This window comes from Actinomadura sp. NBRC 104412 (genome assembly GCF_030269515.1).
Classification (GTDB): domain Bacteria; phylum Actinomycetota; class Actinomycetes; order Streptosporangiales; family Streptosporangiaceae; genus Spirillospora.
Map to the genome: position 1 here is coordinate 17,693 of NZ_BSTM01000034.1, position 13,726 is coordinate 31,418.

General features: G+C 74.0%; 9 protein-coding genes. 3 read left to right on the forward strand and 6 right to left on the reverse strand.

Translation table 11 applies throughout. The features are described 5' to 3' along the window. Positions 1-54: 54 nt before the first annotated feature. From QSK21_RS30460 to grpE, 6 genes are all read right to left on the reverse strand, one after another. Positions 55-1,800, reverse strand: a complete 1,746-nt coding sequence (locus tag QSK21_RS30460) for a TRAFAC clade GTPase domain-containing protein (RefSeq protein ID WP_285700922.1) — start codon at positions 1,798-1,800, stop codon at positions 55-57. Positions 1,801-1,803: 3 nt separating this feature from the next. Continuing rightward, on the reverse strand, positions 1,804-4,011 hold the full coding sequence (locus QSK21_RS30465) for a GAP1-N2 domain-containing protein (RefSeq protein ID WP_285700923.1): 2,208 nt from the start codon (positions 4,009-4,011) through the stop codon (positions 1,804-1,806). Between the two features lie 10 nt (positions 4,012-4,021). After that, positions 4,022-5,332, reverse strand: coding sequence for a TRAFAC clade GTPase domain-containing protein (locus QSK21_RS30470; protein ID WP_285700924.1), 1,311 nt, complete (start codon positions 5,330-5,332; stop codon positions 4,022-4,024). A 43-nt stretch (positions 5,333-5,375) separates the two neighbouring features. Next, a complete protein-coding gene (locus QSK21_RS30475; protein WP_285700925.1) occupies positions 5,376-8,051 on the reverse strand; it encodes a SaeA-related protein in 2,676 nt (891 codons plus the stop codon). Between the two features lie 12 nt (positions 8,052-8,063). Further along, the gene (locus tag QSK21_RS30480) at positions 8,064-9,647 is read right to left on the reverse strand and encodes an Hsp70 family protein (protein ID WP_285700927.1); all 1,584 of its coding nucleotides are present in this window, start codon (positions 9,645-9,647) and stop codon (positions 8,064-8,066) included. Positions 9,648-9,774: 127 nt separating this feature from the next. Next, on the reverse strand, positions 9,775-10,431 hold the full coding sequence (gene grpE / locus QSK21_RS30485) for a nucleotide exchange factor GrpE (RefSeq protein ID WP_285700928.1): 657 nt from the start codon (positions 10,429-10,431) through the stop codon (positions 9,775-9,777). A gap of 196 nt (positions 10,432-10,627) precedes the next feature. Between grpE and QSK21_RS30490 the strand changes: the two genes are divergently transcribed. The 3 genes from QSK21_RS30490 (at position 10,628) to QSK21_RS30500 (ending at position 13,717) form a co-directional block, all read left to right on the forward strand. Beyond that, positions 10,628-11,317: an ACT domain-containing protein gene (locus QSK21_RS30490; protein WP_285700929.1), complete on the forward strand. Its 690-nt coding sequence runs from the start codon at positions 10,628-10,630 to the stop codon at positions 11,315-11,317. A 186-nt stretch (positions 11,318-11,503) separates the two neighbouring features. Continuing rightward, entirely contained in the window at positions 11,504-13,054 is a 1,551-nt protein-coding gene (locus QSK21_RS30495; protein ID WP_285700931.1) for an AMP-binding protein, read from the forward strand. Positions 13,055-13,063: 9 nt separating this feature from the next. Then, positions 13,064-13,717: a class II aldolase/adducin family protein gene (locus QSK21_RS30500; protein WP_285700933.1), complete on the forward strand. Its 654-nt coding sequence runs from the start codon at positions 13,064-13,066 to the stop codon at positions 13,715-13,717. The last annotated feature ends 9 nt before the right edge of the window (positions 13,718-13,726 follow it).

Below are 13,726 nucleotides of genomic sequence, written 5' to 3' on the forward strand. Positions count from 1 at the left end.
ATGAGCGATGCGCCCGAGCCGCGCCTACCGCCGGGCGTTCTGGGCCAAGCGGCCCTAGAACGGCGGGAAGGTCGGGAGGGACGGGGGGTGGAAGCGGGTCGCGGCGGTGACGATGGCGCCCGTGAGCGTGGCGATGGTGAGGACCGACAGGCCCGCCAGCACCGCCCAGCGGCCTGCCTGGTAACCGGCGGGGACGCGGGTGGCGTCGCGCCCGCGCACCGGCCAGGGGGCGCGCAGCGGGGCCGTGCCCGGAAGGTCCTCGGAGGCCGGCTCGGCGTCGTCCTGGCGGGGCTCGGGGGGCAGGCCGGAGATCCAGATGAGCAGGTCGGCCACCGCGCACGGGCTGGTGGTCAGGCCCGAGGCGAAGTAGCGGACCTCTCCGGCGGTCTGGTCCAGGGCGCGGACGGCGTTGCCGAGGCCGGTGCCGTCGAGCCAGGCGCGCAGGTCGTTCTCGGACGGGTCGGGCGGCAGGTGGCCGATCTCGGTGCCGGTGAGCAGGTCGGTCTTGGTGACGACGACCGCGACGCGTTTCTGGTGACCCTTGTCCGGGCGGGAGCGCAGTTCGTTCAGGACGCGCTGCAGGGTGTCGGCGGGGTCCTCCTCGGAGGACGCGGCGGCCTCGTCCACCTCCACCCGTTCCTCCGTGGTGAGGGAGCGGCGCACCTGGGGGAGGGCGAACGGGTCGACCACGAACAGGAGCGCTTCGCCGTGGTCCAGGTAGCGGAGCGACTCGACTTCGGTCGCGCCGGTGTAGTGCTCCCCGGCCGGGTCGAAGAAGTAGAGGATGCGGCGGGCGCGGCCGGGCAGGTCCAGGTCGACCATGGTGGCCAAAGGCAACTCGGGTCCCGTCTTGGCGGGACGGCCGCCGTGCTGGAACTCCTGGATGAGCCTCGCGTACGCGTCGGCGTGTCGTTTCTCGACGAAGGTCAGGCGCCCGTCCAGGGACTGCGCACGCGCGTGCAGGGCGCGGATGCCGAGCACCATGAACGTGGTCTTGCCCGCGGCCGGTCCTCCGACGATCGGCAGTGGTTCTACGCGTACGCGGCCGATGCGCTCGGGCAGGCGGCCCTGGCAGCGGGGGCAGTACGCGGCAAGGCGGAAGCGACCGAGGAAGACTGTGGTGGGGAGCCGTGCGCCGCAGCGGCAGACGTGCCGGAAGGCGCCTGCGGGCCCGGGGGTGAGGCGCGGGTGGTGCGCCCCGCATCTCGGGCACTCGTAGACGGGAAGGGCGATCTTCTCGTAGCAGAAGGGGTGCGGGCAGGTTTGCAGGATGCGTCCGTACGCCATGAAGAGGCGCTCCACGGCGGCCAGGACGAGCACGCAGACCAGCCAGGCGGCGAGGCCGATCGCGGCGACCGCCCCGTACAGGACGGTGAGCGCCACCCCGATGACGGCGGCCGGGATCGCGGCGGCGGCGATGCCCGCACACAGGGCGGCCCAGAGGGGGAAGGTGAAGAACCCCCAGGGTCCGCCGAGAAGCGTCCGGGTGAGGGCGACGACGATGCCGGACGCGGCCGTCCAGACGCGGGGGACGACGGTACGGGTGATGGTCCACCAGTCACGCCAGACCTGCGAGATGAGGTAGTGGCGGTAGGAGATCTCGGGCTCGGCCACGGGGGAGGGTCCCTTGACCGTGGACGGCGCGAGCGTTCGGCACGCGTGCACGTAGTACAGGCCGAGGGCGGCGGCGCCCGCCACGACCAGCGTCGCGGGGAACAGGACGGGGAACACCACCGTGAATCCCAGCCACATGACGGCGACCCAGGCGGCGGCGAGGACGAGGACGACGATGGGGTGCATCGGTCACTCACCCCGCCCTCGCGCCTCGGCGATGAGATCCTTGAGCGCGGCGCGCAGCCTCGGGTCGCCTGAGAAGTGCGCGTCCAGCATGCGGGCCGAGAGCCAGCGCCCGGCGGCCGACCGCGCCCAGGTCTCCAGCGCCGGTTCGGAGGCGCCCAGCAGGCGCAGGCGCAGCACGACCTCGATGAGCTCGTTGCGTTGCGCCAGCTCGGCCGCGCGCACCGGGGACCGGCCGGAGCGGGCGCGTCCCGGAAGCCCGGCGGCCCACAGCGCGCCCAGCCGCGACCGCACCCCGGCCGGTACGGCCGCCAGCAGCGCCGCGCGGAAGGGCGGCTCGCGTGAGGCGGCGAGGCGGCGCGCGGCGGTGGACAGCACGTCCTCGACCAGTCCTTCGGCCGCGCCGGAGCCGGTGAGGGCGGCCAGCGCCTCGGCGGTGCGCTCCGGGCGTTGCGCCGTGACCGCGTCGGTGTAGGCGCCGACCGCCACGGCGGCCCGCGCGGACTCGCCTCCGGGGTCGGGACGCACGGTACGGACCCGCGCGACAAGCCGCTGCGTCTCGGGCGCGCAGAGCGCCGCGTGCCCTCCGGCGGCGATGCGTGCGAACGTGCGGGACGGCAGCCCGGCGAGGGCGGCTCCCGGCCCGAAGGCGCCGGGATGGGCGTCCATCAACGCCAGGCAGTCGGCCGCTGACGGCGGCTCCGTCCAGACCCGTGCCAGCGCGCGTGCCGACTCGTCGGTGGCCGGATCGGCGGGCCGCAGGGCAAGGAGGTCCGCGGTCACCGCGACCCTGCGTCCCGGATGGCGCGAGGCGACGGTCACCAGCACGGGCAGCGCCACGGACGGGACGGCCAAGAGAGGCCCGTGTTCCGCGTAGAGCGCGTCGCAGGCGGGACCGGTGAGGACGGCCCGCCGCACGCCCGGATCCGCCTCCGCGAGGCCCGACAGCACACCCTCCAGCAGCGGCCCGCGCGAGGCCCCGGAGACGCGGGCCAGAGCGGCGGGAAGGTCACCGGCCCCGCCTTCGCGGACGCATCGCGCGGCGGCGGCCCGGATCCCGGGAGGATCGGCTCCCGCTTCGGCGATCCGGGCGACCGCGGCCAGGTCCGGCGCCGACTCCAGCGCCGCCGCCAGGGACGTGCCGTCGCCCACCCTCGCGTGCACGGCCAGCGCGAGGTCGAGGCCCATCGGCGCGCCGCTCCCGGCCAGCTCCCGCCACACCCAGCCGGGGATCCGCTCGCCGTACCGCTCGACCAGCCGGACGACGGCGGCCTCCTCGGCGGCCGTCACCGTCCGGTCGCCCCGGCACAGCGACAGCAGCGTGGCCGCCTCCCCGGGCCCGCCCAGCTCGCCCAGTTCGGCGAGGGCGTCCAGGCCCGCGAAGTCGAACTCGCGCCAGCAGGCCGCGACCGTCCGGGCGTGGCGGCTCGGCGCGTGGCGGCTCGGCGCGTGCCCGCCGGAGCCGCCCTCGTCCAGGTGGAAGGCGTGCCCCGCCTGCCGCTGGGACGAGGCCCACACGTCCGGTGTCGTGCCGACCAGGCGCTGGGCGGCGGCGTCCGGGTCGGCGCTGTAGGTGACGAACGACATCCCCGCCGCCGCGGCGACCGGCAGCGAGTACGACACCACCGCGATCCAGCGGGCGATCGGCTCCACGTCGTCGGCGACCAGCACGACCCGGCCATGGCCGTCTTTCAGCACTTCGGTTACCGCGTCCATCAGCCCGGCGAGCAGCCCGTAAGGGTCCTTGCCCTGCCCCGCCAGCCATTCGGCGAGAAACTCGGGATCCGACTCCGCGCCGGGAGCGAACTCCTCCAGCAGGGGAAGCGCGGCGCCGTTCCCGTCCAGGGGGCCGTCGTTCCAGAGCGGGGCGTGCCACAGCTCGGCGGGACGCAGGCCCTCCAGTTCCTCCTCCTCCGCCACGACCGCGTGCGCGAAGAAGTTGCCGTACCGCCCCGAGTAGTCACGCCCCAGATAGCGGCAGCGCAGCAGCAACGGCCGTCCCGCGACCCGGTCGTACAGCAGGGCCACGGGGAAGCGGTCCAGCTCGTGCGCCTCGGGGGAGAGCGGCGCGCCGGGCGGGGGACGGTACGACAGGTACGGCGTCACCCCGGCACGCGCGCCCTCCGGCAGCCCGGGCGTCTCGGCGACGAACTGGAACCCCGCCCGGCCCGTGGGGCCCCTGCGCGTCGAGGTGTAGTGGAGCTGCCAGGCCACGCCGCCGCCCTCACCTTCCCTGGAGGGGAGACGCCGCTCCCTTGCCGCCGGTGCCTGTGCCGGGCCTGACCCCGTCGAGCATCCCGAACTTGTAGAGCAGCCAGAGCAGCGGGTCCTCGGCCCGGTACGGCCGCACGCCCCCGGCGCCCACGCGCCCGTCCTCCGGTACGCCGCCCAGCGCGGAGATGCCGAACAGGGCGTGGTCGGCGTACTGCTGGCCGAGGTAGATGTCGAGCTGCCCGGCCTGCCACTCGTGCAGTAGGGCTCGCACCTGCGCGTCCACGGCCTCCCTGTCGTCCAGGTCCAGGACGCCCGAGCCGTCCCGCGAGCGGTGCAGCGCCGACTGCCGCGTCAGCGCCGGGCGCAGCACGTCGATCTTGGTCAGCGCCACCGCGACCGGCACCGGCAGCGGGTCGCCGGGACGGGTGCCGTGCCGCTGCCGCAGCGCCTCGGTGACCCGCGCGAGGATGTTGATCGGCTCGCTGTCCGGATCGTCGGCCGGGGAGCCGGGCGTCACGGTGTCCGCCAGCGCGGACGCGGCGCCCGGCAGCTCCAGCGGGTCCACCAGGAAGATGATCGCGTCCGCCGCCTCCAGATAGCGCAGGTGCAGGTCGCGGACCTCGCGGCTGCGCAGGTCCTCGCCCGCGGTGTCGAACAGCACCAGCGCGAGCGAGTCGGTGCGGGCGCGCGTCCGCACCGGCAGCCCCCGGGAGCGGCGCGTGCGGGTGAGCAGGTAGACCAGCGGCTCGCGCGGGCCGGTCGCGGCGCTGGCGGTGGTGGGCAGCAGCCGCCGTTGCTCCAGCAGGGGACGGGCGAAGTCGCGCTTGTAACGCTCGATCGTCCGGTCGTCGCAGGCCACCAGCGAGGCGTCCAGCTCGGTGCCGACCCGGTTCATCAGCTCGTGCAGCAGTACGGCGATGTAGGTGCTCTTGCCCGCGTTCTTGGCGCCGACCAGCGCGACGATCCGGCCGGGGGAGTCCACGTACGCCGACGGCAGCGGGTTGTGGCATTCGGGGCAGACCCGGTTGCCCGTCACCTGCCCGCAGCCGGGACAGTCGGCCCTCCCCGGCGGGCGGGAGACGCGGGCCGTGCCCCGCCGTACGCGCGCCTCGAACACCGGCGGCAGCGACGCGCCCGCCGCCGACCCCAGGTACTCGGCGAGCTTGTGGTCGAGCTCCGGCTCGCACCCCGGACGGCGGCCCACGCGCCCACGGCAGCGGAACGGGATCCGCTGCGGCGCCACGACCGCGAAGCAGTACGGGCAGGTCAACCCATGCCGGGCGCGCACGCGAGGCAGCGGGACCCGTGACGTCAGCGACATCGCGACCACCCCTTCCCATGCCGCTCCGTCATGTCCCCGTCCGTCATCTCGCGACCCGCAAGCGGCGTACCGGCGGGTCGCGGAGCTCGATGACATCATCCTCGGCGAAGCACCGCAGCCAATAGCCCCCCGCGCCCCCGGCCTGTGACCTCGGCAGGGACACCGACAGCTCGCCCGGCACCGGCACCTGCTCCCAGTCGGCGATGGTCTCACCGTCGCCGGGCCTGTGCGGCATGATCCGCCCGTCCCGCCGTACCAGCGTCAGCCGCCGCACCCGTACCGGGCGCGCGCACGTCAGCCGGATGGTGAGGGCACGCCGCCACGGCGGGCCGGTGCGTTCCACGTCGTAGTGGACGAGGACCCGCGCGCCCACCTCGGCCGTCACCGCGCGGCCCCTGACCCGCGTCCCGCCGGCCGTTCCCGCCGACGCGACCGACAGCTCGACCGGCAGTTCCTCCGGCACGGGCACCCGGATCCCGCCCTGGGTGTCATAGGCGGCGCGGCTGACGACCTCCCGCTCCACCGTGCCCTCCTCATCGGGCCGCCCCGTCCCGATCCGGTACGTCAGCTCGACCTCGGCCACGTCCTGCGGCCAGTCGAACCCGAGGTGCACGTACGCGCCCCTCCGCTCGGCCACCAGCCGCCGTGGCGGCGGCAGATGCACGTGCCGGTGGTACGCGCCGATCGCGGCCAGGCCCTCCGCGACCGTCACCGCCAGCAGCCAGCCACCCGACCCCGGGCGTACGGACAGGCCGTCCTCCGTGGGCGTGCCGCCCAGACGCCGGCTCGCCGCGCGCACCTCCTCCAGCGGAACGACCGCGCTGCGCGGCCAGGGCGGCGACCGGTCCAGCATCACCAGCTCGGGCATGCCGTGCCGTGGACGCTCGAACCGCACCCGCAGCAGGCCGGGATCGGACGGGTCCGGCTCGGCGTCCAGCTCGTACACCGGGACGGGCGGAGCGCTCGGCCGCGCCGGCAACAACACCCCCGGTGTCGTCACCTCGCTGCCGTCGGCGTCCAGGTAGACCGCCGAGATCCGGTAGTGGTGCGTCGTGCCGTTGGGGACCTTCTCCTGGAAGCCCTCACGTGTGGCCGCGACCGGGCGCCCGTCCCGGACGACCTGGACCCGCACCGCCTCGGCGGGGCACCGCCACCGCCCCGTCACCTGGCCGTCCCCTGGGATCAGCTCGATCTCGCCCGGCTCCGGCCGTACCACGACCGGCCCCGCCACGGCCGGGGCCGCCGCGGCCTCGCCTCGGAAGGCCACCACCCCGTAGTACAGCGGGACGTTCACGGGCGGCCGGTCGTCCCGCCGCCCCGCCACGGCCTCGCCGTCGCCCGCGCCGCGCGGCGCCCGCTCGCGCCGCCGCACCACCTGGTAGCCCACCTCACCGGCCGTCGACGGGGACGGCTCCCACGTCAGCCGTACCGCCGAGCCGTCCGCCTCCGCGTGCACGGACGGCACCGGGCGCGGAGGCAGCCGCGACATGTGATCGCGCGCCCCTGGCAGGTCGCGGACCAGCTTGAGCGCGTCCGCCAGCAGCAGCCACGCCCTGTCCGGATCGGTCGCGGCCACGGCGTGCTCGCGCAGCCGCACCGCCGTGTCGACCCGGCGCCGCGCCTCCGCCGCCAGGATCTGCGTGTCGTCCGGCTCCTCGCCCGCCTGCGGGGACGGGACCTGCGCCGCCTCCGCCAGTTCCGCCGCCGCGTACACCTCGCCCGCGTCCAGCAGCGCGCGCAGGCGCCCCGCCAGGCCGCCGTCCGGGCCGGTCTCGCGCAGGACGGCGAACACCAGCCTCAGGCCGTCGTCGCGGTCGACGTCCAGGTCCTCCAGGGCGTGCCTCAGCAGCGCCCGTTCCGAGGCGCGCTGCCTGAGCCGCTCTCGCAGCCGCTCGACCAGGTCGTACCGCACCAGCTCGTTCAGGTCCGCGCCCGACCGCAGCGCCGCCAGGACGGTGTCCGCGTGCGTGGTGCTCGTGTCGCGGCTGCGCTTGGCCCACGCCGCCGCCGTCGCCTTCACCGCCGCCTCGTCCAGCCGCAGCGGCTCGCCGCCCGGCCCCGGCGCCGCGAAGCCGCGCACTACCCGCATCGGGCCGCGCAGCCGCCCCCCGAAGATGAAGTGCGCCAGATGGCGGCGGCCGAGCACGTCCAGCGACTCCCGCACCTTCCGGTACGCCGGGTACGGGGACGACGCCGGCAGCGGATCGGGCTCCCGCACGTCGATGCGGTCCGAGCGGGCCAGGTCCTCCAGCTCGGCCCGCGTCACCCCCGACGTGCGCGCGATGGCGTCCACCTCGCCCGGCGTGACCATCCGCAGCATGCCCGCCGCGTCCGCCAGCCGCGCCCGCGCCTGCGCCAGCCGCGCCCGGGTCCGCTCCTCACCGCCGCGCAGCCGCTCGTTCAGCGGCCCCAGGTCGCCCCGCTCCGCCGCCGCGAACAGCGGCGCCAGCTCCCGGTGCTCGGCCTCCAGCCGGTCGATCAGCTTGCGGTACTTGAGCTGGCCGCGCGCCCGCCGCCAGCACTGCCGCACCTCCTTCACCCGCGCGGCCACCGCCGCCGCGGTCAGCGGATCGGGCAGCGCGTACCGCACCCGCAGATCCTCCGGCGGCTGGTCCCCCGCCGCCCGCGCGGGCTCCAGCACCTCCGCCTGGTAGAGAGCGTCCAGGCCACGCGGGCCGCCCGCGTCCATCCGCTCGCGGCCCTTCACGCGGTCATCCATGGGGAGAGCGGATCAGGTGACCTGGACCCGGGAGAGGGCCTTGCGGGACTTCTCGACCTCCTCCTCCGACATCCCGCCCACGTCGACCTTCAGCTCCAGCCGCTCGCCGGTCTCCTTCTCCACGGCGGTCACGTTCAGCAGCCCCGAGGCGTCCAGCGCGAAGGTCACCTCGATCGGCCAGCCCGCCTTCTTGCCGGGCGGGACGCGGATCTCACCGGTGGCGATCTCGGTGTTGTCGATCAGCTCGATGGACTCCACGCTCCCGGCCTGCTCCATCACCCGGATGTCGGCCGAGGTCTGGTCGTCGTAAACGGTGAAGAAGTCCTCGGTGCGGGCGGCGGGCAGCTCGTCGTTGGCGTGCACCAGGTGCGCGACGTGCTCGGCGGCGGTCTCGCGGTCCACCACGACGATCCCGAAGGCGTGCGAGGCCACCGTCTTGATCTTACGGGCGGCGATCTGCTTCTGCTGCCGCTCCGACAGCCCCGCCTTGCCCGCCATCTGCTCGGCGCGGTCGGCGTCGCCCGCCGCCAGCAGCCGCCGGTAGGTCTCCTCGAACGCGTACAGCGCCGCGCCCTTGGCCACGGCGAGGTCGGGGTCCTGGAGCCGGGGGCGCAGCCCCAGCTCGGTCTCCAGCCGCGCCGCCACCACCGGCATCTTGGTGGACCCGCCGACCAGCACCAGGTCGTCGTAGTCGTGGACGCCCTTGTCGGCGGCCGTCGCCAGGGTGCGGCCGGTGATCTCGATGGTGCGGTCGAGCAGGTCCTTGGTCAGCTCCTCCAGCTTCTCCCTGGTCAGCTCGACCGCCGCGACCCGGCCGTCGTGCATCACCCGGACCGTGTGCGAGGTACGGGTGGTGAGGGCCTTCTTGGCGTCCTCGGCGTCCCGGCGGAGCTGCTGCTCGGTCTGCTTGTCGTCCAGCGGGTCGCTCACGTCCGGGTGCTCGGCGCGGAACCGCTCGGCCAGGTACAGCACGATCTGCGCGTCCCAGTCGGCCCCGCCCAGCTCGTGGTCGCCGTCGGTGCACACCACCTCGATGTGCCCGCCGCGCAGCGCGATCACGGTGGTGTCGAAGGTCCCGCCGCCCAGGTCGTACACCAGGATGGTGCGGTCGGTCTCGGGGTTGAGCACCCCGTAGGTGATGGCGGCGGCGATCGGCTCGGAGATGATGTCGATGACGTTCAGCCCGGCGATCCGCCCCGCCTTGCGGGTGGCGTCGCGCTCGGCGGCGCCGAAGTAGGCGGGCACCGTGATCACCACGTCGCGCGCCTCCTCGCCGTCGTTGGTGCGGGCGTCGGTCGCCAGCTTCAGCAGGATGAACGCCGACAGCTCCTCGGGCGTGTAGTCGAACCCGCCGATCGTGCGCTTGACGTCGCGGCCCATGTCCCGTTTGATCAGGCTCACCACCCGGTCGGGCGCCAGCACGGCGGTGTCCTTGGCGGTGGCGCCGACGACGACGTTGTCGGCGCTCTCGAAGTAGATCACCGACGGTGTGGTGTCGGTGCCCTCCAGGTTGCGCAGGACCGTGGGACGCCCGACCTCGTCGATCGAGGCGATGCAGGAGTAGGTGGTTCCCAGGTCGATCCCGTAGACGGCCATCAGAGTCGCGCGGCGCCCCGGCCCGCGGCCGGCGGTGCTCGCGCTCGCTCCCTTCCTGCTCTCGATGGGCGGCGGGGGGAGGGTGCCTCCCTCTCACCTGATCATGGCTCAGCGGGGGTGCCAGGCTTCACGGCCTGGGTCTCATCGTCTCGCCTCGGCCGTTCTCGCGCAGGCCACTTGACCCTCCCGACGGGACGGGATCGGCGATCGGAGGGTCGCCGGGGATCTGCCCGACGACCGTCTCGGCCTTGCGGACGACCCGGCCGTCGCGTTCGAAGCCGTCGCTGCGGACGGCCAGGACGGTACCGGCGGCGGCGGGATCGGTGACCGGCTCGGCGGCGACGGGCCGGTGCCGCGCCGCGTCGTGCGGCTCGCCGGGCTCCACGGTGAACCGCCGGACGCCGGTGCGCTCCAGGGCGTCGGCGACCTCGTCGGCCAGGGCCGCCAGCAGCGCGGCGGCGTGCGCGGGGTCGGGGGGTTCGGGGCGGTCCAGCAGCTCGGCCCAGCGGCGGGCCTCGCGCCTGACCAGGTCGTGCAGCCGGTAGAGGGAGGCGCGGACGGGTTCGAGCGCGGATTGCAGCTCGCCGCGGCGCAGCGCCTGGTTCTCCTCGTGCAGCCGGTCGATGACGCGCTCGCGGTGGGCGGCGCGCTCGTGCTCGCGGTCCAGCCGCCGGGTCAGCTCGGCCAGTGCCGCCATGATCTCGGCGGTGCCGGCGGGCGTGGGCTCCCCACCGGGAACGGGGGAGGGCGCGGGTTCGCCGCCCGAGGCGGGCTCCTCGCTCACTCGGCTTTCCGGGGCGCTCGACACGTGCAGTAACCCTAACGTCCCGCCCCCTGCCGGGATAGCCCGGAAACGCGCTTCGGGCGCCAGTCTTCGGTTTCTCTACGTTGACATGACGGGGTAACACGATGGAAACGCCGGTGTCGGAGCGTAAGGGACATCTGGTGCAAGAGTGCGGGAACCACCGGGAGGTGCGCAAATGTTGCTGCGGATTCGCGTCAGGTTGCCGGACCGCCCGGGGTCGCTGGGCAAGGTGGCGCGGATCCTGGGCGTGGCGGGCGCCAACGTGGCGCAGATGGCGGTGCTGGAACGCGACAACGGCCGGGCGCTGGACGACTTCACGGTCGCCTGGTCCGCCGGGGCGGGGATCGACCGGCTGCTGGAGGGCCTGGCGTCCGTCCCCGGCGTGGACATCGTGGGCATCTGGCCGACCGAGGAGCCGCAGGGCGCCTACCCGGATGCGGCGCTGATCGGGCAGCTCGCCGCCGACCCCGAGCGCGGCGCGGTGACGCTGACCGACGCGGTCCCGGCGCTGCTGAGCGCCGACTGGGCCGTCCTGGCCGAGCCAGCGCCCGATGGCGGGGGCAAGCCCGCGCTCGTCCATGTCAGCGTGGGCGGCCTGGGCGAGCTGGTCCTGCCCGCGCTGGAGCCGCTGCGCGCCCGCGCGTTCACCGCCGAGGACGGGACGCAGTACGCGCTGTGCCCGATCGAGGCGGCTCCCGGCTCCCGGCTGGTCCTGGTGGTCGCCCGCACCGGCGCACCGCCGTTCCACCGCACCGAGGTGCTGCGCCTCGCCGAGCTGGTCGGCGCGGCCGAGGCGGTTCTGGGAACCAGGCGAAGCAGTGGGGCAGACGGGGCGACTGAGGCATATCTGGTGCGAAACCTGTAACGAAAGGGAAACCGGCCGGACGCGGACAGCGTCTACGGTGATGGACATGGCCCTTGATGTGGCGGCGCGGTCGCATCGGGGGCCATTCCGCGTTTTATTCCAATTTTCTCGTTGATGTGGTCTTCCGGTTGATCGCCGCTTAGAGTCCGGATTCTGAACGCCCGCGGCATTCCAGGAGGTCCGCACATGGCCGAGCTGCTCCGACCGCATGCCGAGGCCCGTCCCGACGAACCCGCCATCACCGATGAGCGCGGCGCCACGTCCTGGCGCGAGCTGAACGCACGGACCGACCGGCTCGCCGGCGCGCTGCGCGGCCTGGGCCTGGTCACCGGCGACGCGATCGCGATCCACTCCGCCAACCGCCGCGAGCACTTCGAGCTGATGTGCGCCGCGGGCCATATCGGCCTGCGCTATGTGATGGTCAACTGGCACTGGACGGCCGACGAGCTGCGCTACGTCCTGCGGGACGGCGAGGTGAAGGCGCTGTTCTCCGAGGACGCCTTCGGCGGCGTCGCCGGGGAGGCGGCCAAGGGCGCGGACCTGCTGGCCAAGGTCGCGATCGGCGACGGCATCGACGGGTTCACGCCGTACGAGGAGTTCCTGGCGTCCGGCCCGGACGGCGAGCCGGACGACCAGACCATGGGCTTCCCGATGTTCTACACCTCGGGCACCACCGGGCGGCCCAAGGGCGTCAGCCGCAAGCAGCTCGCGCCCGGCATCCCCATCGAGACGGGCGCGCTGATCGGCGCGGTGTTCGCCGAGATCCTGCTGATCCCCGAGAACGGGCGGTCGCTGCTGGTCGGGCCGGTGTACCACTCGGCGCAGTGGCTGTGGTCGCTGGTGCTGCTGCTGATGGGCCGGCCGGTGGTGATGCGCCGCTCGTTCGACCCGGCCGAGACGCTGCGCCTGATCGACGAGCACCGGATCACTCACCTGCATCTGGTGCCCACCCAGTTCGTCCGCCTGCTGAGGCTGGACGAGGCCACCCGCGACGCGTTCGACGGCGGCAGCCTGGTGTGCGTGTGGCACGGCGCCGCACCCTGCTCCCCGGCGGTCAAGCGGCAGATGATCGATTGGCTCGGCCCGATCGTGCACGAGTACTACGGCTCCACCGAGGCGTCCATCAACAGCGTGATCACCGCGTCGGAGTGGCTGGAGCGGCCGGGCAGCGTGGGCCGCCCGCTGCCGCTGACCGAGCTGCACATCCTGAACGACGAGGGCAAGCCGGTCCCGGCGGGCGAGCGCGGGCAGATCTGGTTCCGCTACACCAGCGGCGACGACGTGGAGTACTGGGGCGACGAGGAGAAGACCCGCGCGGTGCACCGCCCCGGCGGCCTGTTCACCACCGGCGACATCGGCTACCTGGACGAGGAGGGCTATCTGTTCCTCGCCGACCGCGCCATCGACATGATCATCAGCGGCGGGGTGAACATCTACCCGGCGGAGATCGAGGGCGTGCTGATCACCCACCCGGCGGTCAGGGACGTGGCGGTGTTCGGCATCCCGGACGAGGAGTTCGGCGAGCAGGTCAAGGCCGCGGTGGAGCTGAACGAGGGCTACGAGCCGTCCGACGAGCTCACCGAGGAGCTGATCGCGCACACCCGGGCGTCCCTGGCCGGCTTCAAGGCGCCCCGCACGGTGGACTACGTGGACGCGATGCCGCGCACGCCCACCGGCAAGCTCTACAAGCGCCTCCTGCGCGACCCCTATTGGGAGGACCGCCACCAGAAGATTTAGCGTGTGCGCATGCTCTTGGAACGCGAGCGGGCAGCGCTGTGCGAGACCGGCCGGAAGATGGTGGCGTCCGGCCTGGTCATGGGGTCGAGTGGCAATGTCAGCGTGCGCGCCGGTGAACTGGTGGCGGTCTCGCCCGGCGGGATGATGCTGGACCGGATGGCCCCGGAGGACTGCCCCGTCCTGGACAAGCACGGGCGTGTGGTGGACGGCGCGCGTGCCCCCTCGTCCGAGACCCCGATGCACCTGGCGGTGTACGAGGTCAGCGACGCCACCGCCATCGTGCACACGCACTCGACCTACGGCGCGGTCGTCGCGACCACCATGACGGAGCTGCCGCCCGTTCACTACAACACCCTGGCGCTCGGCGGCGTGGTCAAGGTCGCCGCCTACGCCACGTACGGGACGCCCGAGCTCGCCGCCAACGTGCGTGCCGCGCTGCAAGGCGGCAAGTGGGGGGACATGTACGCCGCGCTGATGGCCAACCATGGCGGCGTGACGCTCGGCCACGACCTGGAGCACGCCTACGAGAACGCCCGCCTCCTGGAGTGGCTGTGCTCCGTCTACGTCCAGGCCCGCGCGATCGGCGAACCCCGCGTCCTGACCGAGGAGGAATTGCAGCGGGTCGTGGAGCGCGGCCTGACCCCGCCCGGCTATCGGGCCTAGGCTGATGCC